This is a genomic window from Conyzicola nivalis (genome assembly GCF_014639655.1).
Taxonomy (GTDB): domain Bacteria; phylum Actinomycetota; class Actinomycetes; order Actinomycetales; family Microbacteriaceae; genus Conyzicola; species Conyzicola nivalis.
Map to the genome: position 1 here is coordinate 103,602 of NZ_BMGB01000001.1, position 21,306 is coordinate 124,907.

19 protein-coding genes and 1 tRNA gene are annotated in these 21,306 nt (G+C 67.2%); 16 read left to right on the top strand and 4 right to left on the bottom strand.

Going from position 1 to position 21,306, the window contains the following annotated elements:
• Positions 1–17: 17 nt before the first annotated feature.
• Positions 18–1,385, bottom strand: a complete 1,368-nt coding sequence (locus tag IEV96_RS00535; protein WP_188508772.1) for a zinc-dependent metalloprotease — start codon at positions 1,383–1,385, stop codon at positions 18–20.
• A gap of 117 nt (positions 1,386–1,502) precedes the next feature.
• Between IEV96_RS00535 and IEV96_RS00540 the strand changes: the two genes are divergently transcribed.
• The 4 genes from IEV96_RS00540 to IEV96_RS00555 all read left to right on the top strand — a co-directional run bounded on the left by IEV96_RS00540 (position 1,503) and on the right by IEV96_RS00555 (position 6,572).
• Complete coding sequence (locus IEV96_RS00540; protein ID WP_188508773.1) at positions 1,503–2,615, top strand: YlbL family protein; 1,113 nt, start codon at positions 1,503–1,505, stop codon at positions 2,613–2,615.
• Between the two features lie 75 nt (positions 2,616–2,690).
• Positions 2,691–5,594: a UPF0182 family membrane protein gene (locus tag IEV96_RS00545; RefSeq protein ID WP_188508774.1), complete on the top strand. Its 2,904-nt coding sequence runs from the start codon at positions 2,691–2,693 to the stop codon at positions 5,592–5,594.
• A 2-nt stretch (positions 5,595–5,596) separates the two neighbouring features.
• A complete protein-coding gene (locus IEV96_RS00550; protein WP_188508775.1) occupies positions 5,597–6,445 on the top strand; it encodes a class I SAM-dependent methyltransferase in 849 nt (282 codons plus the stop codon).
• A gap of 53 nt (positions 6,446–6,498) precedes the next feature.
• Positions 6,499–6,572: transfer RNA gene (locus IEV96_RS00555), tRNA-Met, on the top strand.
• Between the two features lie 56 nt (positions 6,573–6,628).
• On the opposite strand, the gene IEV96_RS00560 is transcribed toward IEV96_RS00555, so the two are convergent.
• Together IEV96_RS00560 and IEV96_RS00565 are read right to left on the bottom strand one after the other, a co-directional pair.
• The gene (locus tag IEV96_RS00560; RefSeq protein ID WP_188508776.1) at positions 6,629–6,958 is read right to left on the bottom strand and encodes an MmcQ/YjbR family DNA-binding protein; all 330 of its coding nucleotides are present in this window, start codon (positions 6,956–6,958) and stop codon (positions 6,629–6,631) included.
• Entirely contained in the window at positions 6,959–8,863 is a 1,905-nt protein-coding gene (locus tag IEV96_RS00565; protein ID WP_188508777.1) for a BglG family transcription antiterminator, read from the bottom strand.
• Positions 8,864–9,025: 162 nt separating this feature from the next.
• On the opposite strand from IEV96_RS00565, the gene IEV96_RS00570 reads away from it, so the two are divergent.
• Genes IEV96_RS00570 through IEV96_RS00615 form a run of 10 tightly spaced genes read left to right on the top strand, consistent with a single transcriptional unit; the run spans position 9,026 to position 18,546 of the window.
• Positions 9,026–9,355 (top strand): PTS sugar transporter subunit IIB, encoded by a 330-nt coding sequence (locus tag IEV96_RS00570; RefSeq protein ID WP_188508778.1) that lies wholly within the window; start codon positions 9,026–9,028, stop codon positions 9,353–9,355.
• A complete protein-coding gene (locus IEV96_RS00575) occupies positions 9,348–9,611 on the top strand; it encodes an HPr family phosphocarrier protein (RefSeq protein ID WP_188508779.1) in 264 nt (87 codons plus the stop codon). Before IEV96_RS00570 ends, IEV96_RS00575 begins: the two co-directional genes overlap by 8 nt.
• The gene (gene ptsP / locus IEV96_RS00580) at positions 9,608–11,296 is read left to right on the top strand and encodes a phosphoenolpyruvate--protein phosphotransferase (RefSeq protein ID WP_188508780.1); all 1,689 of its coding nucleotides are present in this window, start codon (positions 9,608–9,610) and stop codon (positions 11,294–11,296) included. The genes IEV96_RS00575 and ptsP overlap by 4 nt, the downstream gene beginning before the upstream one ends.
• 5 nt (positions 11,297–11,301) lie before the next feature.
• Positions 11,302–12,861: a PTS mannitol transporter subunit IIBC gene (locus tag IEV96_RS00585; protein ID WP_188508781.1), complete on the top strand. Its 1,560-nt coding sequence runs from the start codon at positions 11,302–11,304 to the stop codon at positions 12,859–12,861.
• 53 nt (positions 12,862–12,914) lie between these two features.
• Entirely contained in the window at positions 12,915–13,349 is a 435-nt protein-coding gene (locus IEV96_RS00590) for a PTS mannitol transporter subunit IIA (RefSeq protein WP_188508782.1), read from the top strand.
• Positions 13,346–14,482, top strand: a complete 1,137-nt coding sequence (locus tag IEV96_RS00595) for a mannitol-1-phosphate 5-dehydrogenase (protein ID WP_188508783.1) — start codon at positions 13,346–13,348, stop codon at positions 14,480–14,482. Before IEV96_RS00590 ends, IEV96_RS00595 begins: the two co-directional genes overlap by 4 nt.
• Before the next feature lie 9 nt (positions 14,483–14,491).
• Positions 14,492–15,319 carry a carbon-nitrogen hydrolase family protein gene (locus IEV96_RS00600; RefSeq protein WP_188508784.1) on the top strand — a complete coding sequence of 276 codons (828 nt, stop codon included), beginning with the start codon at positions 14,492–14,494 and terminating at the stop codon, positions 15,317–15,319.
• A 31-nt stretch (positions 15,320–15,350) separates the two neighbouring features.
• Positions 15,351–16,409 carry a response regulator gene (locus IEV96_RS00605; RefSeq protein WP_188508785.1) on the top strand — a complete coding sequence of 353 codons (1,059 nt, stop codon included), beginning with the start codon at positions 15,351–15,353 and terminating at the stop codon, positions 16,407–16,409.
• The gene (locus IEV96_RS00610) at positions 16,406–16,801 is read left to right on the top strand and encodes a response regulator (protein WP_188508786.1); all 396 of its coding nucleotides are present in this window, start codon (positions 16,406–16,408) and stop codon (positions 16,799–16,801) included. The genes IEV96_RS00605 and IEV96_RS00610 overlap by 4 nt, the downstream gene beginning before the upstream one ends.
• On the top strand, positions 16,798–18,546 hold the full coding sequence (locus IEV96_RS00615) for a PAS domain-containing sensor histidine kinase (protein WP_229732889.1): 1,749 nt from the start codon (positions 16,798–16,800) through the stop codon (positions 18,544–18,546). Before IEV96_RS00610 ends, IEV96_RS00615 begins: the two co-directional genes overlap by 4 nt.
• A gap of 19 nt (positions 18,547–18,565) precedes the next feature.
• Here the strand turns inward: IEV96_RS00615 and IEV96_RS00620 are convergent, their stop codons facing one another.
• A complete protein-coding gene (locus IEV96_RS00620; RefSeq protein WP_188508787.1) occupies positions 18,566–19,762 on the bottom strand; it encodes a pyridoxal phosphate-dependent aminotransferase in 1,197 nt (398 codons plus the stop codon).
• A 76-nt stretch (positions 19,763–19,838) separates the two neighbouring features.
• Between IEV96_RS00620 and IEV96_RS00625 the strand changes: the two genes are divergently transcribed.
• Together IEV96_RS00625 and IEV96_RS00630 are read left to right on the top strand one after the other, a co-directional pair.
• Entirely contained in the window at positions 19,839–20,402 is a 564-nt protein-coding gene (locus IEV96_RS00625; RefSeq protein ID WP_188508788.1) for a hypothetical protein, read from the top strand.
• A 2-nt stretch (positions 20,403–20,404) separates the two neighbouring features.
• Entirely contained in the window at positions 20,405–21,301 is an 897-nt protein-coding gene (locus tag IEV96_RS00630) for a PKD domain-containing protein (RefSeq protein ID WP_188508789.1), read from the top strand.
• Positions 21,302–21,306 lie beyond the last annotated feature (5 nt).

The following is a 21,306-nucleotide window of genomic DNA, read 5'->3' on the forward strand; positions in this document are numbered from 1 at the left end:
GTGGCGCCGGCGGGCGGTCAGTCTTCGCGCGGGCGTTCGCTCGAATCGTCGTTGAGCAGGTCTTCGATCGCCTGGTCGATGTCGTCCGGCGCCGGGGTACCGGCCTTGAGCCGTGCGACGAGGGCGCTGGGGTCCGTGATGTCTTCCGCCGTGGGCACGAGGTCGGGGTGCGGCCACAGGTCGTCCCTCGCTTCGGCACCGACGGCATCCGTTACCGCCTGCCACATGGCGGCCGCCTCGCGCAGGCGACGCGGTCGCAGTTCGAGGCCGACGAGGGTGGCGAACGCCGACTCGGCGGGGCCTCCCGAGGCGCGGCGACGGCGCACGGTCTCGGCGATCGCCACCGCGGAGGGCAGACGCGACGTCGCCTGGGCCGTCACCACATCGACCCAGCCCTCGATGAGGGCGAGCGTGGTCTCGAGGCGGGCGAGAGCGGCGAGCTGGTCGTCGGACTTCGGCGGGATCAGGGCGCCGCTGGTCATGGCCGCGCGCAGCTCTTCGGGGTTCGCCGGGTCGAAGTCGCTCGCCAGCTCTTCTAGCCGGGTCGTGTCGATGCGGATGCCGTGGGCGAACTCGGTGATCGACGTCATGAGCTGCAGCCGCAGCCACTTCGCGTGACGGAACAGGCGGGCGTGGGCGAGTTCGCGCACGGCCAGGTAGAGCTGCACCTGGTCGACGGGAACGTCGAGGCCCGACGCGAAGGCGGCCACGTTCTGCGGGATCATCGCGGCCTGCTGGTCGGACTCCTCGTGCTCGGAAGCGGCCAGCGAACCGAGCAGCGGAATGCCTATGTCGCCGCCGGAGACGACCTCGCTCGAGAGCTGCCCGACCACGTGGCCGAGCTGCATCGCGAACAGGGTGCCGCCCACGTTGCGCATCAGCTGGCTCGCGCCCGCGATCATGTCGGTCATCTCTTCGGGCGCCTGGTCTTTCAGCACGTCGGTGAGCGAATCGGCGATGCTCGTGGCGACCGGCTCCGCGAGCTGGATCCAGATCGGCATGGTGGCGGCGACCCACTCGCTGCGGCTCATCAACCGGGGCTCGACGGTGAGCTCGGAGATCTCCGTGGCCTCGGCGAGCCAGAGCGACGCCACGTGGAAGGCCTGCTCGAGCTGCGAACGTTCGGCCGGAAGCGACACCACGGTCGTGCGCGATGCGATGTTCTTCGCCTGTTCGAGAGCGAGACCCCAGTTGATTCCATCGCCGCTGGTCTTCAGCGCGTTCTGCAGCTGCGCGATCAGCTGGGCGACCACCTCGGGGTCGTTGGGCAGCCCGGCAGCGCTCGCCAGCTTGCTCGGGTCGAGGTCGGTGTTGCCCTCGAGAAACGCGCGCAGCATTTCACGGAACTCTTCTTCGGACGGCTCTTCCCGCGAATCTTCAGGCATGCAAACTACGCTAGCCGCTGCACGCCGGATGGGGCTGGGTTTTCGCCTAGGCTGGATCTTCTGGCTGTGCGCCCGTGGCGAACACTCTTTTTCGTCCGTCTAAACAAAAGGATTACGGTGGCGCTTTTCGCCGATTCCGACCCGGTCTCGAGGCCGCGTCGCTCACGTGGCTCGACCATCGGTTGGTCCCTCATCCTGCTCGCGATGCTCGTGACTCTCGTGGTGGCGGTCGTGCCGTCGCCGTACGTCATCGAACAGCCGGGCCCGGTCTTCAACACGCTCGGACAGGTGGAGGTAGGGGGAGAAGAGGTCCCCATGATCGAGATCGCGGATGCCACGACCTACCCCACCGGCGGATCGCTCGACATGCTCACGGTGTCGATCAACGGCAACCGGGACAACCGGCTCAACTGGTTCCAGGTCGCCTCGGCCTGGCTCGATTCGAGCAAGGCGGTCGTGCCTCTCGACAGCGTGTACCCCGAGGGCGTCACCGTCGAGCAGTCGAACGAGCAGAGCCAGACCGACATGCAGAATTCGCAGCAGGAGGCGATCGCGGCGGCGCTCACCCAGCTCGACTACGACTTCACGACGAGCCTCGAGGTCGTCGACGTCGGCGAGGGCACCCCGGCGTCCGGGCAGCTCGAGACCGGCGACATGATCGTGAGCGTGAACGGCGAGACCTTCACCGACGTCACTGGGCTGAAGGCGACGATCGCGGAGAACGGCGTCGACACCCCGGCCACCGTGGTGATCGAGCGCGACGGCGCCGAGCAGACGCTCGCGGTCACCCCGGTGATGAGCGGCGGCACCGCCTCGGCACCCATCGTGGGCATCACGGTGAAGGGCGACTTCACGTTCCCCATCGACGTCACCATCCAGCTCGAGAAGGTCGGCGGCCCGAGCGCCGGCCAGATGTTCGCCCTCGGCATCATCGACAAGCTCACCCCCGGCGAACTCAACGGCGGCAAGAACGTAGCGGGCACCGGCACCATCACCGGCGACGGCACCATCGGCCCGATCGGCGGGATCCGCCAGAAGATGTACGGCGCCGTGCGCTCGGGCGCCGACTACTTCCTCGCTCCCGTCGACAACTGCGACGAGGTCGTCGGGCACGTTCCCGACGGACTCGACGTCTTCGCGGTGACGACGCTCGACGACTCGCTCGCCGTGCTCGATGCCGTTTCGACGGGCGGTTCGACGGCCGCCCTGCCCACCTGCGAGGCGGGCTGACGACAAGGCGCAGCGGTCTCGCAGTCGGCTCCGTTAAGATGACCGAGACCGACCACTAAGGCCAGGAGCAGTCGCTTGACTTCCACAGCAAACCCACCCGTCAGCCGCACGAGGGTCACCCTCGCGATTACCGCAGCGATCCTCGCAGTGCTGGTGGTGATCTTCTTCATCGTCGCCGGGTTCTACACCGACATTCTCTGGTTCGACCAGCTCGACTTCCTCAACGTGCTCACGACGCAGTGGATCGCCACCGCCGTCATGTTCCTCGTCGGATTCCTGGCCATGGCCGTGCCCGTCTGGGTGAGCATCGAGGTCGCCTTCCGCGCCCGCCCGGTCTACGCGAAGCTCAACTCGCAGCTCGACCGCTACCAGCAGGTCATCGAGCCGCTGCGCCGCCTCGCGATGATCGGCATCCCCGCCGTCCTCGGGCTCTTCACCGGCGTCTCGGCGGCCACTCGCTGGCCCGTCGTTCTCCAGTACTTCAACCGCACCTCGTTCGGCGAGACCGACCCGCAGTTCGGGCTCGACGTCTCGTTCTATATGTTCGAACTGCCGTTCTTCCGCGGCGTCGTGGCCTACGCCTCGGCGATCGTGCTCATCGCGGGCATCGCCGCCCTCGCCACCACCTACCTCTACGGTGCGATCCGAGTGACGGGCCGCGAGGTGCGCATCTCGCGTTCCGCACGCATCCAGCTCGCCATCATGGCGGCCCTCTACGTGGCCCTCCAGGCGCTCAGCATCTGGCTCGACCAGTACACGACCCTCGCCTCGCGCGGCGCAGGCTACCTGCAGACGGGTGCCGGCTTCACCGAGGTCAACGCCACCATTCCCGGGCGCGCCATCCTCGCCATCGCGGCGGGCGTCGTCGCATTGCTCTTCATCGTCACCGCGGTCATCGGCCGCTGGCGCCTGCCCGTCATCGGCACGGCGCTCCTCCTGGTGAGCGGACTCATCCTCGGCGGCATCTACCCGTGGATCGTGCAGCGCTTCCAGGTGGAGCCGAGCGCCCGCACGCTCGAGTCCGAATACATCGATCGCAGCATCGAGGCCACGCGCACCGCCTATGGTGTCGACGGCGTGACTGAGACCCCCTACAACGCCACGACGGATGCGGAACAGGGCGCGCTGCGCTCCGACGCGGAGACCACCGCGAACATCCGCATCATCGACCCGGCTCTCGTTTCGGAGTCGTTTGCCCAGCTCGAACGATTCCGCCAGTACTACCAGTTCCCCGCCCACCTCGACGTCGACCGCTACAACATCGACGGAACTGTGCAGGACACCGTGATCGCGGTGCGCGAGCTCGACCAGGAGGGTCTCGGCGACTCGCAGACCCCGTACTCGAACGCGTTCGTCTACACCCACGGCTACGGCGTGGTCGCCGCCTACGGCAACCAGCGCACGACCGACGGCCAGCCGGTGTTCCTCGAATCGGGCATCCCCTCCACGGGCGCCCTCGACATCGAAGAGCCGCGCATCTACTTCGGCGAGGAATCGCCGGCCTACTCCGTCGTCGGAGCGCCCGAGGGCGACACACCGATCGAGCTCGACTACCCGTCGGGCGATGACGACGACGCGTCGAACATGACGACGACCTACGAGGGCGACGGCGGGCCGATGCTCGACAACCTGTTCTCGAAGCTCGCCTACGCGATCAAGTTCCAGTCCGAGCAGATCATCCTGTCCGACGCCGTCACGAGCGAGTCGCAGATCCTCTACGACCGCGACCCGATCGAGCGCGTGAAGAAGGTCGCCCCGTACCTGACCACCGACAGCGACGCCTACCCGGCGGTCGTCGACGGCAAGGTCCTCTGGATCGTCGACGCCTACACGACTAGCGCGAACTACCCGTACTCCCGCGTGGAGAAGCTCAGCGACACGATTGTCGACACGACGACACCCGCCGTGCCCTACGCGGTCGACAACGTCAACTACATCCGCAACTCGGTCAAGGCCACGGTCGACGCCTACACCGGCGAGGTCACCCTCTACGCCTGGGACACGGAAGACCCGATCCTGAAGACGTGGCAGAAGATCTTCCCCAACTCGCTGCAGTCGGCCGACGACATGAGCCCCGACCTGCTCAGCCACGTGCGCTACCCCGCCGACCTGTTCAAGGTGCAGCGCGCGATCCTCGGATCGTTCCACGTGACCGACGCGAACTCGTTCTACTCGAGCGACGACCAGTGGGTCACGCCGAACGACCCGACGTCGCCGGCCGCGGCTCCCACGTTGCAGCCGCCGTACTACCTCACGATGCAGGTGCCCGGCACCGATGCATCCGCATTCACGCTCTATTCCACCTTCATCCCGCGGGCCGCGGCCACCTCGAGCAGCAGCATCCTCACCGGCTATCTCGCGGTGAACTCGGATGCGGGCCCGGACTACGGCAAGCTCACGCTGTTGACCCTGCCTAAGCAGGACACGGTGCCGGGCCCAGGCCAGGTGCAGAACAGCTTCAACTCCGACACCGAAGTGGCCAGCCAGCTCTCGCTGCTGCAACGCGGTGACACGGAGGCGATCCAGGGCAACCTGCTCACGGTTCCCGTGGGCGGCGGACTGCTCTACGTGCAGCCCGTCTACGTGCAGGCTACCGGTGGCACCAGCTACCCGCTGCTGCGTAAGGTGCTGGTCGCGTTCGGCGACCAGATCGCCTTCGAAGACACCCTCGACGAGGCGCTCGACGCCCTGTTCGGCGGTGACTCCGGAGCCGACGCCGGCGACGGCGGCACCGTCGTGACCCCGGTGCCAGGGGAAGAGGTCGACCCGGGAACAGATCCGGAGACCCCGGTTCCCGCCCCGACCGACCCCGGAACCGACACCGGCGACGAGACCACGCTGGCCTCTGCGCTCGCCGACGCCAAGCAGGCGCTCGCCGACCGTGAAGCGGCGTACGCGGCCAACGACCTCGTGGCGGCGGCAGAAGCGGACAACCGCCTCACCGCGGCCCTGGACGCGGCCCTCGCAGCCAGCGAGTAACGATGGTCGAGCTCGGCTCCGGCGACTGGCTGGACGCAAACCGCGCGCAGTGGGACGAACGGGTCCCACTGCACGTGGCGAGCGAGTTCTACGACCAGTCGAGGCTGCGGGCCGGGCACGGCACGCTCACCCCGATCGACGAGGTCGAGCTCGCCGCGATGTTTCCCGACGGGCTGGAGGGCAAGCGGATCCTGCATCTCCAGTGCCACTTCGGTGCCGACACCCTCGCGCTCGCACAGCGCGGGGCGGAGGTCGTGGGGGTCGATTTCTCGAAGCCCGCGATCGTTCAGGCGCGGGCGCTGGCCGCCGAACTCGACCTGGCCGATCGCTCGCGCTTCGTGATCGCCAACATCTACGACCTGCGGCACACCCTGCCGCAGCCCGAGTCGTTCGACATGGTCTTCACCACGTGGGGCACTATCGGCTGGCTGCCCGACGTCGCCGAGTGGGCGCGCATCGTGGAGTGGTTCCTCAAACCAGGGGGCACGCTGTACTTCGCCGACGGGCACCCGGCGGCCTGGGTTCTCGACGGGGGAGAAGGCGAGCTGCCCACGTTGCAGTACCCCTACGACTCCGACGGCGAGCCGGATATCGGCGACGACGACCAGGACTACGCGGTAGCCGAGGCGAAGCTCACGAACACCCGCACGTACGAGTGGCCACACCCGCTGAGCGAGATCATCACCTCCCTGCTCGCCACTGGTCTCACGCTCGACTTCTTCCACGAGCACTACGAGATCCCGTGGAAAATGTTCCCCGTGCTCGAGGCCGCCGGCGACGGCCAGTTCCGCTGGCCCGACACCAAATGGCTGCCGCTCGCCATGAGCCTGGGGGCGAGCAAACCGCTCTGAGCGCGCACGGTGGAAACCGGCCCGACAAAGCCGTGCTATCGTTGATCTTGCAGCGCGGGGTGGAGCAGTTCGGTAGCTCGCTGGGCTCATAACCCAGAGGTCGCAGGTTCAAATCCTGTCCCCGCAACAGAGAAGAAGTCCCGGTCACTTGTGGCCGGGACTTCTTGCTTTAAGCGTTCAGCCTCAGCGCGCCAACCTCGGCCGCACCAACCGGTGGCTCTCGGTCACGAGGTCGACGAGCAGCTGCTCGGGCACGTCGAGCGGTACCGTCAGCCAATGCCGCTTGTTCATGTGATACCCGGGCGTGATCGTCGGGTGCTGCGCCCGCACCGCCAGGCCGTCGTCGGGCGCCGCCTTGAGGGTGACGGCGGGGGAGGGGTCTCCCGGTTCCGTCATGATCGCGAAGACCTTGCCGTTCGCGGCCTTGTAGACCGGGGTCTCCGGACCGAACGGAAAACTCTCCGTGGCCCCGGCCAGGTTCAGGCACAGCTCGCGGAAGTCCTGCTCGCGCATCTACTTGTCGATCATCCGAACGAGTTCTTCGATGAACTCGGTGAACCCGGTCGAGCGCCTGATGAGCTCGAGCACGCCGGCACGGTCGGCGAAGACCTCCACGAACTGGTCGAACGTCGACTGGAACGACGCCCGTCCGCCCGAGTTGAACGCAATGAGCGCGATCACGTTGACGCGGTTCTCGCCCCAGGGCATCGCGGTCTCGTTCACCGCGATCGCGATAGACGTGCGCGTGGCCGTCATCGCCATCGCGTGCGGCACCGCGATCGACTCGGTGAACGCAGTCGACGAGAGCAGTTCGCGCTCGATGGCGCCGTCGATGTAGCTCTCGTCGATGATGCCGCGCTCGACCATAAGACCGCCCAGCACCCGGATCATCGACGCCTCGTCCGCCGCCTGCACGTTGCGCAGGAACAGCGACTCGTCGAAATAGAGCAGCAGGTCGTCTTTGATCCGGATGCGGCGCCGGTGCCGACGCACCCGCGAGATGGCCCGTCGGATGTTCTCCACGTCGCCCTCGGTCAGGAACGGCTGGATGACCACGACGTTGTCGCCCGCACCGGGGAAGGCGATCGTGCTGAGCACGAGGTCGGTGGCGAAATCGCCGGAGTCCACGTCGGTGCGGGTCACCACGACCTCGACGGACACCTCGTCACCGAGCGCCGCCTCGATGTGACGGCGAAGGATGTCGTGCATGTCGTAGTAGCCGGGGGAGACGATCGCGACCGTGAGGCGTTCCTCGTGGCGGGACTGCCGTTCCAGGTGCGACCCGATGTGCATCGCGATGTACGAGATCTCGTCGTCGTTGATCGTGATCGACTTCTCACGCTGGATCTGGCTGGCCATAAACACGGCCACGTCGTAGATCATCGGGTACGAGGTCTTGATCGATTTCACGAGCGGGTTGCGCGAGTAGGAGTTGTCCTGCGCCCGCGCGATCAGGTTGCCCACGTGCAGGGCGAACCGCACCATAAACGTCTCGTCGTCGAGGTCGAGCAGGTATTCCTCGCCGACCTGGCCGACGACCCGCCGCACCGTCTCGAGGTGTTCGGGAACGACGTAGTTGTCGACGACCGACTGCACCGGCTCGTTCTGGCCGGGGGTGATGACCCGGGTGGTGAGCAGTTTCGCGAGGTAGTCGAGGTCGGTGCGGTCGAGCTCGACGTCGAAGTGGCTTCGCGTGAGGTCGGCGAGGGCTGCCGTGATCGGGGTGGGGTCCGCGGCATCCGCAATTTTGGGGGTCGGGCGTCGGATGACACGGTCCACGGCGATCGCGACGTGCAGCAGCACGCTGTTGACGCCGTACTCGTTGACGAAGTAGCCCTGGGCCTCGAGCATCTCGATGAGCGCGGTCTTGAACGCGCCGAGGTCCTCGGAGACGAATTCCCGCTGGACGTTCTCGAGCTCGAGGAACCCCTGCGCGCTCTCGGTGCGGAAGATCTTGCTGAGCACCCGGCGGTACTCCGCCTCGGTTCCCGTGAGCGAGACGACACTCCCGCGTCGGCTCAGGGTCAGGCCGGCCTCCTCGCCGAGCACCTTGACCTTGCGCAGGTCGCTCTCGATGGTCGACTCGCTCACGTAGAGGCTGTCGGCGAGGGTGTGCACGTCGAGACCGCCCGGCTCTTCGGTGAGCCGACGCACGAGGTGGTGCACCCGGTCGCGCGGGGTGTCGGCGTCGCGGGCGCGGCCACCGCTCGCGAAGGTGGCGTAGGCCTCGCGGTTAAGGCGGTAGCCGTTGGTCGACGACGAAATGATGCTGAGCGGGTGCGCGGCCGCCTTGGCCGCGGTGACATAGCTGCGCACACTGCGCGTCGTCACCCCGAGGTGTTCTGCCAGCTCCGCCGCGGTCACGCGGTTATCGCTCTGCGACAGGTAGTGAAGCAGGCGCTCGTACTTATCGCTCATTTACAGCAACTTAACCACGTTCACGCGGTCTACGCCTGCCCTCAGACGCTATCTTCCGCGGGGGCGGAAGGAGAACTACTGGAACGGGAACGCATTTCGATCAAAGATTGAGGTCTAAGTACGTCGATTCGCTGTTACGCAGGGAACGCAAGGAGGCGATCCATGACCACCATTCTGATTATTTGTGGTGCCGGCGCTTCGAGTACCTTCCTCGCCGGACGCATGCGCACCATCGCTGCCGCCCGTGGCGAATCCGTCACCGTGCAGGCCGCGAGCGACGACGACATCGATTCCCGCCTTCCCGCGGTCGACGTTCTGCTCGTCGGATCGCACCTCTCCTCGACCTTCGACGCCCTGCGCGACCGCGCTGCCGGCTACGGCGTACCGGCCGGACTGCTGGCGAGCACCACCTTCGGCCCCGGCGGCGCCGAGGCCGCCTACGATCTTTTCTCCTCCCTCACCACAACCCAGAAGGACACACCTCATGGCTGACCGCACTGTCACGATCGCTTCCGCCCACGGCCTGCACGCACGGCCCGCATCGCTGTTCGTGCAAGCCGTCACCGCGACGGGGCTCACGGTCGAGCTCACCAAGGGTGACAAGAAGATCAATGCCGCGAGCATCCTCGGCGTCATCTCGCTCGGCATCGAGCACGGCGACGAGGTCACCCTGCACACCGAGGGCGACAACGCCGAGGCGGCACTCGACGATCTGGCCGCCTTCCTCGGAACGGACCACGACGCATGAGTACCCTCACCGGAGTAGGAATCGGGCGCGGCCTCGCCGTCGGCCCCGTTCTGCGCATGCCCGAGCCCCTTCCCGAACCGACGGATGACGCGAGCACCGTCGGTGGCGACGCGGAGAAGGTGCGCGCCGCCGGTGCCCTCGCCGCGGCTGCCGCCGACATCCGTCTCCGCGGTGCCCGCGCCGGTGGAGCCGCCAAAGACGTGCTCGACGCGCAGGCGTTCATGGCCGAAGACCCGACGCTCAAGGACGACGTCGACGCGCGCATCGGCACCGGCAAGACCGCCGAACGCGCCGTGTTCGAGGCATTCGCCGCCTTCCGCGACCTGCTCACCAGCATGGGCGGCTACATGGGGGAGCGCGCGACCGACCTCAACGACGTCTCGCAGCGCGTCGTCGCCCACCTGCAGGGTGTCTCCGCCCCCGGTGTGCCCGATCCCGACTACCCCTTCGTCCTCGTCGCCCGCGACCTGGCCCCCGCCGACACGGCGCTCCTCGACCTCGACAAGGTGCTCGCACTCATCACCAGCGACGGCGGACCCACGTCGCACACGGCGATCCTCGCTCGCGAGAAGTCCATCGTCGCCGTCGTGGGCGCATCCGGAGCCCTCGACCTCGCCGACGACCAGGTCGTCGTCGTCGATGCGTCGACCGGAATCGTGAACGTCACCCCCAGCGAAGGCGAGCAGGCAGCAGCGTCCAGCACGATCGCCGCCCGCGCCGCAGCGGCCGACGCCCCGGTCGGTCCCGGCGCCCTCGCCGACGGCACCCCCATCCCGCTGCTCGCGAACCTCGGCTCGACCGACGGCGCCCTGCCCGCCGTGGAGAAGGGCGCTGAGGGCGTCGGCCTGTTCCGCACCGAGTTCCTCTTCCTCGACTCGGACAAGGCGCCGACCGTGGCCGAGCAGCAGGAGAAGTACACGCAGCTGCTCACCGCGTTCGCGGGCAAAAAGGTCGTCGTGCGTGCGCTCGACGCGGGCGCAGACAAGCCGCTGAGCTTCCTCAACGACGAGCCGGAAGAAAACCCGGCCCTCGGGCTGCGCGGCATCCGCGCGCTGCGTGCCAACGAGCCGATCCTGCGCGACCAGCTCACCGCGCTGGCCAACGCCGACGCGGTGACCGACGCCGACCTGTGGGTCATGGCGCCCATGGTCTCCACGGTCGAAGAGACCCGCTACTTCACCAAGCTGGCCAGGGAGCTCGGCATCAAGACCGCCGGGGTCATGATCGAGGTACCGGCCGCGGCACTGCTAGCCGACCGCATCTTGCCGGAGACCGACTTCGCCAGCATCGGCACCAACGACCTCACCCAGTACACCCTCGCCGCCGACCGACTGCTCGGCTCCGTCGCCTCGTTCCAGGACCCGTGGCACCCCGCCGTGCTGCGTCTGGTCGGCGAGGTCGGCCGCGCGGGTGTGACGGCCGGCAAACCCGTCGGCATCTGCGGCGAGGCTGCAGCCGACCCGCTGCTGGCCGTGGTGCTCGTCGGTCTCGGGGCGACCTCGCTCTCGATGTCGGCGGCGGCGCTCGCCGACGTGCGCACCGAGCTCGCGCGATACACCCTCGCGCAGACGCAAGAATTCGCCGAGATTGCCCTCTCGGCTAATAGCGCTGTGGAGGCCCGCGTCGCGGTGACCGCCGCAGCAAACTCTCTCACCACCTCAACCACACTCACAGAATCGGAGTAACACCCATGACAACGACGTCTGAAACAAAACGCGGAGGAACACGAGTAGGTGTTCAGAAGTTCGGCACGTTCATCAGCAACATGGTGCTGCCGAACATCGCGGCGTTCATCGCCTGGGGCCTCATCACTGCCCTGTTCATCGAGACCGGCTGGCTGCCGTTGCTCGGCATCGACGCCACCTGGGTGCAGCAGCTCGGTGGCTGGAGCTCCGACCCCGACGTGACCAACACCGGGCTGGTCGGCCCGATGATCACGTACCTCCTTCCCCTCCTCATCGCGAACACCGGTGGCCGCATGGTCTACGGCGTGCGCGGCGGCGTGGTCGGAACCATCGCGACCATGGGTGTCATCGTCGGAGCGGGCATTCCCATGTTCCTCGGCGCGATGATCGTCGGCCCCGGTGCCGCATGGGTTATGAAGAAGGTGGACGCCCTCTGGGCCGGAAAGATCCGCGCCGGCTTCGAGATGCTCGTCGACAACTTCTCCGGCGGCATCGTCGGAGCGGGACTCGCCGTGGTCGCATTCTTCGTCATCGCCCCCGCGGTCACCGCGATCAGCTCCTTCCTGGAGACCGTCGTCAGCTGGCTCGTCGAGACCTCGCTGCTGCCCCTCGCGAGCATCTTCGTTGAGCCCGGCAAGATCCTGTTCCTGAACAACGCGATCAACCACGGCGTGTTCACCCCGCTCGGCACCGTCGAAGCGGAGCGTAACGGCCAGTCGATCCTCTTCCTCATCGAGGCGAACCCCGGCCCCGGCCTCGGTCTGCTGCTCGCCTTCGCCGTGTTCGGTGTCGGCCTGCTGCGCGCGAGCGCTCCCGGCGCGATCCTCATCCAGTTCGTCGGTGGTATCCACGAGATCTACTTCCCCTACGTTCTGGCGAAGCCGCTGCTCGTCGTCGCCGTCATCGCCGGTGGAGCCAGCGGTGTTCTCACCAACGTGATCTTCCAGTCCGGTCTGCGCGCCCCCGCGTCGCCCGGCTCGATCATCGCGATCCTCGCGCAGACGCCTCCCGGCAGCTTCGTGGGCGTCATCCTCTCGGTGATCATCTCCGCCGCGGTCTCGTTCCTCGTGGCATCCATCATCATCCGCGCGAGCCGCAAGACCGACCTCGCGGCTGTCGCCGCGGGTGACACCGCTCTCGCCGATGCCGTCGCCAAGAACGCCGCCAACAAGGGCCGCGACAGCCAGGTCGGTTCGCTGCTGAGCACCTCGGGCGGCGACGCCGCGGCGACCTCGACCGTGGAGCCGCAGAACACCGCGGCCGTCAGCGCCCCGATCACGTCCATCGTGTTCGCGTGCGACGCCGGCATGGGCTCGAGCGCCATGGGCGCGACGGTCATGCGCAACAAGATCAAGAAGGCCGGCATCGAAGGGGTGACCGTCGTCAACCAGGCGATCGCGAACCTCGACGGCAGCGCCGACCTCGTGATCACCCAGCGCGAGCTCACCCCTCGCGCAACCGAAAAGTCGCCGAACTCGCTCCACTACTCGGTCGACAACTTCATGGGCAGCCCCAAGTACGACGAGGTCGTCGCCCTGCTCGAGTCCCAGAAGGCCTCGAAGTAACACCAGCTCCACACCTGCACCACACGAATAGCCAGGAAGAATAGAGGAAACGCATGAGCAACGTGCTTGAACTTGCACAGATCAACCTGCACGGGTCGGCGACGACACCGGCGGAAGCGATCGACGAGGTCGGACGATTGCTGGTCGCCTCGGGTGGGGTAACACCCGAGTACATCGCCTTCATGCACGAGCGTGAAGCAACGGTGTCGACCTACATGGGTAACTTCCTGGCTATTCCGCATGGCACGAACGAGGGCAAGGACACGATCCTCGCGTCCGCGCTCTCGTTCGTGCGCTACGACAACCCCATCGACTGGGACGGCAACGAGGTCCGCTTCGTCGTCGGCATCGCGGGCAAAGACGGCGGTCACATGGAGGTCCTCTCCTCGATCGCCATCGTGTTCAGCGAAGACGACGAGGTCGCCAAGCTGCTCGCCGCCCAGACCCCCGAAGAAGTCATGGAAATCCTCGGGGACGTGAACGCGTGAAGGCCGTACATTTCGGCGCCGGAAACATCGGTCGCGGCTTCGTCGGTCTCATCCTGCACAAGGCCGGCTACGAGGTCGTCTTCGCCGACGTCAACGCCGAGCTGATCGACGCACTCGCCTCGACACCGAGCTACGTCGTCACCGAGGTCGGCGACGGCGCGAGCGTCTGGACGGTCGACAACTACCGCGCGCTGAACAGCTCGACGCACGAGGCGGACGTCATCGCCGAGATCGCGTCGGCAGACATCGTGACCACCGCGGTGGGCCCGAACATCCTGCGCTTCGTCGCCCCGCTCATCGCGAAGGCCATCGCCCAGCGTTCGGCCGACCTCGAGCCGCTCGCCGTGATGGCGTGCGAGAACGCCATCAACGCCACCGACCTGCTCAAGGTCGAGGTCGTCAAGGCGCTGCCCGACGCCGCCCTCGCCGACGGCGCTATCTTCGCCAACACCGCCGTCGACCGCATCGTGCCGGGACAGGACCGCGACGCCGGTCTCAACGTGACCGTCGAGTCGTTCTTCGAGTGGGCCATCGAGTCGACGCCGTTCGGTGCTGTGACCCCCGTGATCCCCGACGCGCATTTCGTCGACGATCTCGCCCCCTACATCGAGCGCAAGCTGTTCACCGTCAACACCGGCCACGCGACCGCGGCGTACCACGGCTTCGCGGCCGGCGTCTCGTCGATGTCCGAGGCCTTCTCGACGCCCGAGATCGCAGCCGAGGTTCGCGCGGTCCTCGCCGAAACCAAGGCCCTGCTCGTCGCGAAGCACGACTTCGACCCCGAGGTCCAGCAGGCCTACATCGACAAGAACATGGTGCGCTTCGCCAACCCCGAACTGAGCGACACCGTCGACCGGGTCGGTCGCCAGCCGCTGCGCAAGCTCGGCCGCAACGAACGGTTCGTCGGCCCCGCCGCCGAACTCGCCGAACGCGGCCTCGGCAGCGACGCCCTCGTGCGGACGATGGGCATCGCCCTCGAGTTCGACGTCGCCGAGGACCCGCAGAGCGTCGAACTTCAGCAGCTGCTGTCGGATTCGACCGCCGACGAGTTCGTGACCTCGGTCACCGGCCTCGACGCGGCGCACCCGCTCTACCCCGCCGTCGTCGAGGTCGTGCGCGCACACCAGAAGTAGGCTGGCCCCATGAGTTCTCCCGAGTCCGCGATCGCCGTCGCCCAGTTCGCGCCGGTCGCGGACCCGGGGGAGAACCTCGCGACCATCCGCACGCTCACCGAGCGTGCCGTGTCGCGGGGCGCAACTCTCGTGGTCTTCCCCGAGTACTCGTCGTTCTTCGAGCCCGAGCTCGGACAGGGCTATGTGGATGCCGCCCAGCCCCTGGACGGAGACTTCGTCGCCGGGCTCGCCGCCGTCGCCTCCGAGTACCGCACGCACATCGTCGCCGGGCTCGTCGAGGCCAACGCCGACGATCCCGCCCGCTTCTCGAACACCCTCGTCGCGATCGACCCGGGCGGAGAGCTCGTCGCGAAGTACCGCAAGATGCACCTCTACGACGCCTTCGGCTCCCGCGAGTCCGACTGGGTCGTCGCCGGCGCACTCGACGCGCCGGAGACGTTCTCCTTCGGCGACTTCACCGTCGGACTGCAGACCTGCTACGACGCGCGCTTCCCCGAGGTCACCCGCCGACTCGTCGACGCCGGAGCCGACCTCGTGCTCATGCCCTCCGAGTGGGTGCGTGGGCCGCTCAAGGAGCATCACTGGCGCACTCTGCTCACGGCGCGGGCCATCGAGAACACCATCTACATCGCCGCGGCCGACCAGGCCCCGCCGACCGGTGTCGGAAACAGCATGATCCTTGACCCCATGGGAGTCGAGATCGCGACGGTCGGAGAGGCCACGGATGTCGCGGTCGCCTGGCTCTCTAAAGACCGCGTTACACATTCTCGCGAAATTAACCCCGCACTTCGCCTCAGGCGGTTCGGCGTTGCATCGATCGGCCATTCTCTCCCTTAGAGTTGACCTAGTAATTTGGGGAGGATCTGCCATGGCTGAGGCCTATCGAGTTGTAGTCGTCGAGGACGACGCCGACGTCGCTTTCTACACCAAGACGGTGTTGGAGAAGCGCGGCGGTTGTGTCGTAGAGACGGTTTCCGACCCTTCGCTGGCCCGCGCGGTCATCAGCGAGTTCCTGCCCGACGTCGTCGTCACCGACATCGAGATGCCCGGCATCAACGGTCTCGAACTCATGGAGCAGATCCGCACCGACCACCCCGGCATCCCGATCGTCGTGATGACGGCCCACATCTCGGTCGACTACGCGGTCGGCGCACTCAACGCCCAGGCCGACGAGTTCCTCATCAAGCCGATCAGCGCATCCGACCTGGTCACCGCCGTCATGCGGCTCGCGGCCGACGGCCGAGCGAACCGCTCCGACAAGAGCGAGCAGGCTCCCGAGAGCGTCCTGGCCATCGGAGCGCACCCCGACGACGTCGAGTTCGGCATCGGCGGCATCCTCGCGGCGCACCGTGCCGCGGGTGACACCGTCACGATCCTCACGCTGTCACGCGGAACCTCCTCCGGCCAGCACACGGACCTCCAGCACGAGTCGCTCGCCGCCGCCGAGATCCTCGGAGCCCGTCTCTTCCTCGAAGACCTCCCGATGAAGGCGCTCGACGCCGGCACCGCGGCCGTCGACACGATCGCCCGCGTGGTCGCCGAGGTCTCGCCCACCATCGTCTACACGCACAGCGTCAACGACGACGACGCCGACCACCGCGCGGTCCACGAGGCGGCTCTCGCCGCGACATCCGCGGTGCCGACCGTCTCCGCCTTCCAGAGCCAGTCGTCCACCGTCGACTTCCGCCCCTCGAAGTTCGTCTCGATCGACGGGTACACCGACACCAAGCTGGCCCTCGTGGAGTGCTTCCTCGGTGGAGACGGCATCCGCTCCTACCTCGACCCCGAGTTCGTCCTCGCCTCGGCCCGCTACTGGGGCCGGTTCGGCGGCGGCACGAGCGTCGAACCCCTCGAGACGATTCGCGAGGCGGCTCCCGTCGCAGGCACGGCAGTGCCGGTCGCCGCAAGCTCAATCAGCGAAGCGTGACCACGCCAGCGGTGGCAGCGGCTCCCGGACTCGACCAGCGAGTCCGGGTGCTGATCGTCGAAGACAGCGACGACCAGCGGCTTCTGCTGCGCCGCTATTTCGAGCGTGCGGGCTGCGACGTGCGCGTCGCCCCGAGCGCCGAGGAAGCCATCGCCGCCTACGGTGACGTGACGCCCGACGTCGCGGTCATCGACCTCGTCCTTCCGGGCATGGACGGCTGGGCGCTCGCGGTGCGGCTCGGCGCCGACAACCCCGAGTGCGTCATCGCCATCACGTCGGTGCTCAATACCGAGGACTACCCTCACGGCCACCCGTCGCTGCCCAAGCCCGTGACCGGAGCGAAGGTACGCCAGATGCTGAGCGACTTCGTGCCGAAGTGGACCGCCGCGTGAAGTTGTACCACTGGGTGCTCGACACCATCAGGGTAGACAAGGCCTCGACGTTCCTCAAACAGGGCCCGTTCGCGCTCGCGTTCCTCGGCGCGGTCCTCATCGTTATGGTGTCGCCGAACATCGACTTCACGGTGTGGCCGGCGGCACTCCTGGGAATGTGGGGCGTGCTCGTCGCCACCGCGCTGGCCGCGGTGATCAGCTATCAGCCGACTCTGGTCCGCCTCGCGATCCTGGTGCCGGTGCTCGACCTCGTCGCGCTCAGCGCGTTCCGGGCGGGCACGGGCGGCAACCTGTCGCCATTCAGCTCGCTCATCATCCTCCCGGTGATCTGGATCGCCGCTGAGCCGGGGCGACGCTACATCATCATCGCCGGTGTGGGCACCGCGATCGCCCTCACCGACATCCTCGGATTCAGCCCCGCCGCGACATCCGGAGACCTTCTTCGTTCCATCTTCGCGCCGATCGTCTTCGCCATCGGGGCCGCAATCGTCAACGAGGTCTCGCGACAGGGCCGGGTGCAGGTCGAGTCGGTCAGGCGGCTGGCCGAGGAACGCGAGAGCATGCTGCGCGGCGCCGAGGACTACACCAAACGCCTGCGCGAGAACGAGGCGCAGCTACGGGCGGCCGACAAACTCACCCGCAGCGTGCTCGACGCGGTGACCGAACAGTCCGTCGTCGGCACCGACGTCACCGGAAGCATCGACGTCTGGAACCCGGGCGCGGAACGCATGCTCGGGCTGACCGCGGCCGAAGCACAGCGCAAGAGGTTCATCTACGACTTCCACGTCGCCGCCGAGCTCGACGAGCGCTCGCGCGAGCTCAACTACCCGCCGGGGGAGACGGTGCTCACCCCGGGCTTCTCCGCGCTCGTGGAGTCGGCCCGGCTCGGCACACCCGAGGTTCGACAGTGGACCTACGTGCGGGCCGACGGGCTGCAGCTCGCCGTCGAGGTGGCCGTCACCCGTCGGGTCAACGACTTCGGCGAGACCGCCGGCTACCTGTTCGTCGCGACCGACGTCACCCAGGCGCTCGAGGTGTCGCGGCTCAAGGACGAGTTCGTCGGGCTCATCTCCCACGAACTCCGCACACCCCTCAGCTCGATCCTCGGGTACCTCGAACTCATGCGCGACGACGCTGACGACCCGCTCTCCGAAGAGCAGATGATGTACCTCGGCATCGCGGAGCGCAACGCGCACCGGCTGCTGCGCCTCATGGGCGACCTGCTGTTCACTGCCCAGGTGGGAGCGAACTCGTTCAACATCGAGCGCTCCGAGGTCGATGTCGCGCCCGTCGTGCTCGCTTCGATCGAGTCGGCGAACCCCGTCGCCGTCGCGCAGGGCGTCACCATCGTCGCCGAGGTCGACGACGACTTCGCCCTCGTGAGCGGCGACCCCACGCGTATCGGGCAGGCGATCGACAATCTGCTGTCCAACGCGATCAAGTTCACACCGCGGGGCGGGAACGTCACAGTCGCGGTGTCGTGCGACGGCAGCGACATCGTCGTGCGTCTCACCGACACCGGCATGGGCATTCCGGCCAACGAGCTCGACCAGCTCTTCTCGCGGTTCTTCCGCGCGTCGACGGCGACCCGCGCGGCCGTGCCCGGAGTCGGACTCGGTCTCACGATCACGAAGGCGATCATCGACGCCCACGGTGGATCCCTCGACGTGGAGAGCGAGGTCGGCGTCGGAACCACCTTCATCGTGCGTCTGCCGAAAGTGACCGCGGCGGTCGAGCCGGCCTGAGCCGGCGGTTGCGCTCGGCCTAACGGGCGAGGGCGCCCAGGCGCGCCACGGCTTCCTCGAGCACACTCTCACGCTTGCAGTAGGCGAACCGCACGAGCGAGCGATACTCGGCGCGGTTGCCCTGCCGCACGAACGCGCTGATCGGCACACCCACGACCCCGGCCAGGCCGGGCAGGGCGCGGCAGAACTCCTCCGCGTCGTCGTAACCCAGGGGCGCAGCATCCGCTACGACGAAATATCCGCCCTGCGCACGGGTCACGGCGAAACCGGCGTCGGTGAGGCCCGACGACAGGAGGTCGTGCTTGCGGCCGAGGGTCGCCGCGATGCCGGTGAAGAACGAGTCGGGCAGAGCGAGGCCCACGGCGATCGCCGGCTGGAACGGAGCGCCGTTCACGAACGTCAGGAACTGCTTCACGGCGACGATCGACGAGACGATCGCGTGGGGCGCCGTGAGCCAGCCGATCTTCCAGCCCGTGGTGTTGAAAGTTTTGCCGGCGCTGGAGATCGTGATGGTGCGCGCGCGGGCACCGGGGAGCGTGGCGACGGGAATGTGGGGCGCGTCGAACACGAGGTGCTCATACACCTCGTCGGTGACGATCAGCGCGTCGTGCTTGGTCGCCAACTCGACGATGAGCTGCAGCGTCTCGCGCGGCAGCACCGACCCGGTGGGGTTGTGCGGATTGTTGATCAGGATGAGCCGGGTGCGATCGGTGATCGCGGCCCGCAACTCGTCGGGGTCGGGCTGAAACAGGGGCGCACGCATGGGCACGGTCACGTGGGTCGCGCCGGCGAGGCCGACGATCGCACCGTAAGCGTCGTAGAACGGCTCGAGGGTGACGACCTCGTCGCCCTTCTCGGTGAGGGCGAGAATCGTGGCGGCGAGCGCTTCGGTGGCGCCCGCGGTGACGAGAACTTCGCGGTCGGGGTCGACGGTGAGACCGTAGAACCGCTGCTGGTGGGCCGAGATCGCGTTGCGCAGCACCGGCATTCCGGTGCCCGGCGGGTACTGGTTGAAGCCGTCGGTGATCGCTTGGCGCGCGGCCTCGAGCACTTCGGTCGGGCCGTCCTCGTCGGGGAACCCCTGACCCAGGTTGATGGCGCCGGAGCTCGTCGCGAGCGCGCTCATCTCGGCGAAGATCGTGGGCCGCAGCCCGCCGTCGTCACCCAGGAGCATCGCTCCTCGAGCCGCTTGCTGCCAGGAACCGGAGACTGTCATCGTCGTTTAAGCCTAGCCGCCCGGTGGCTGTGGATAATTCGCGGCCGTCGTCGGGTATTTGGCCTATCTTGTGCGGATGCGAACAACGTTTCGTTCGGCCGCCGTAGCACTCGTGCTGGTCTCCGCCCTTGCCGCGTCAGGTTGCGCGCCCGAAGGCCCGAAGGCCGACGAGAAGCCGAGCCCGACGGCCACCCCGCTCTTCGCCTCCGACGAGGAGGCTCTTGCGGCGGCGGAGGAGGCGTACGCCGCGTATGTTCAGTTGACAGACGCAATACTCGCTGCCGGCGGTTCCGGCATCGAACGGCTCGGCGAAGTTGCAGCGGGTCAACAGCTCCGGACCGATGCAGACGAAATCGGGGAGCTAGCGACTTTAGGCTATCGAACAGTGGGTCAGACGACTTTCTCCGATTTTGCGCTTCAAGGGTACGACCGCGACGGAGCTGATGGCATCGCGGTAGTAACCGCCTATGTCTGTGAGGACGTGAGTGGTGTCGACGTTCTCGATGCAAATGGCATTTCTGTGGTGGAGGTCTCGCGCCCAGATCGAGCCAAATACGAAGTGACATTCGATTCTGCGACTCCAGCCTCCTCGCAGTTGCTGGTCTCCCTTCGTCAACCGTGGGTGGAACCGGAATGCTAAGCATGCTTCCAGCAGTAGCAGCAGTGGCGATAGCCGCGTCCATGGTCGCCGGCCCGCTGCCATCGCGCGCGGGCGCGCCGGCGGCTTGTGGAACGCTGACGCAGAAAGTCGGCGGTTGTCCCGAAGTGCTAGGACGCATCGGCCACGACGATGTCAGCCTCAGTGGAGGCAGTGGAGGCAGTGGAGGCAGTGGAGGCAGTGGAGGCAGTGGAGGCAGTGGACGCAGCGGCGACAGCGGCGCCTCGGGCGACGGCGCGAGCCGTGATCGCACCGGCCCGCCTCGGCCCTTCAGCAAGAACCAGCTGAACAACGAGCAGCGCAGGGCTTACGAGGCGCAACTCGAAAACGAGGCGGCGGCCCGGGGCGACTTCTATCGGCCGGAGTTCTGGTCGACCTATACGGGAACACCGCCCACCAATGTCACCCTCGCCGACATCGCGAGCTTCCGCCCGGCGACCGGCGGAAACCACATGGAACCCAACGGCTGGATCGTGGTGGGTCTCGACACCAACTTCTATTCCGACGCCTCCACTCAAATTGTGAACGGCACACTGCTCGGGCTTCCCGCCTCGGTGCGCTTCAGCTCGCGCTCGTTCATATGGAACTACGGCGACGGGACAACCCGATCGAGCGCCACCCCCGGCGCGAGTTGGGCCGCGCTGAACCTTGCCGAGTTCTCGCCGACGCCCACTAGCCACGTCTTCGCCGAGCCCGGGACCTACGCGATAGATCTGACCGTCGAATACGCGGCGGAATACCGGTTCGGCGCGAGCGGCTGGGTGCCGATCGACGGCACCCTGCAGCTCCCGGCAAATAGGATTACGGCGACCGCGGCAGACGCTACGACAGTGCTCGTGAACCGGGATTGCCGCGACAATCCTGACGGTCCCGGTTGCTGAAATGC

Coding starts and splice junctions, on each gene's coding strand:
- IEV96_RS00630 (WP_188508789.1), top strand. CDS start 20,405: ATGCTTCCAGCAGTAGCAGCAGTGGCGATAGCCGCGTCCATGGTCGCC.
- IEV96_RS00550 (WP_188508775.1), top strand. CDS start 5,597: ATGGTCGAGCTCGGCTCCGGCGACTGGCTGGACGCAAACCGCGCGCAG.
- IEV96_RS00620 (WP_188508787.1), bottom strand. CDS start 19,762: ATGACAGTCTCCGGTTCCTGGCAGCAAGCGGCTCGAGGAGCGATGCTC.
- IEV96_RS00625 (WP_188508788.1), top strand. CDS start 19,839: ATGCGAACAACGTTTCGTTCGGCCGCCGTAGCACTCGTGCTGGTCTCC.
- IEV96_RS00585 (WP_188508781.1), top strand. CDS start 11,302: ATGACAACGACGTCTGAAACAAAACGCGGAGGAACACGAGTAGGTGTT.
- IEV96_RS00605 (WP_188508785.1), top strand. CDS start 15,351: ATGGCTGAGGCCTATCGAGTTGTAGTCGTCGAGGACGACGCCGACGTC.
- IEV96_RS00570 (WP_188508778.1), top strand. CDS start 9,026: ATGACCACCATTCTGATTATTTGTGGTGCCGGCGCTTCGAGTACCTTC.
- IEV96_RS00600 (WP_188508784.1), top strand. CDS start 14,492: ATGAGTTCTCCCGAGTCCGCGATCGCCGTCGCCCAGTTCGCGCCGGTC.
- IEV96_RS00590 (WP_188508782.1), top strand. CDS start 12,915: ATGAGCAACGTGCTTGAACTTGCACAGATCAACCTGCACGGGTCGGCG.
- IEV96_RS00575 (WP_188508779.1), top strand. CDS start 9,348: ATGGCTGACCGCACTGTCACGATCGCTTCCGCCCACGGCCTGCACGCA.
- IEV96_RS00535 (WP_188508772.1), bottom strand. CDS start 1,385: ATGCCTGAAGATTCGCGGGAAGAGCCGTCCGAAGAAGAGTTCCGTGAA.
- ptsP (WP_188508780.1), top strand. CDS start 9,608: ATGAGTACCCTCACCGGAGTAGGAATCGGGCGCGGCCTCGCCGTCGGC.
- IEV96_RS00560 (WP_188508776.1), bottom strand. CDS start 6,958: ATGCGCGAGCAGGACTTCCGCGAGCTGTGCCTGAACCTGGCCGGGGCC.
- IEV96_RS00565 (WP_188508777.1), bottom strand. CDS start 8,863: ATGAGCGATAAGTACGAGCGCCTGCTTCACTACCTGTCGCAGAGCGAT.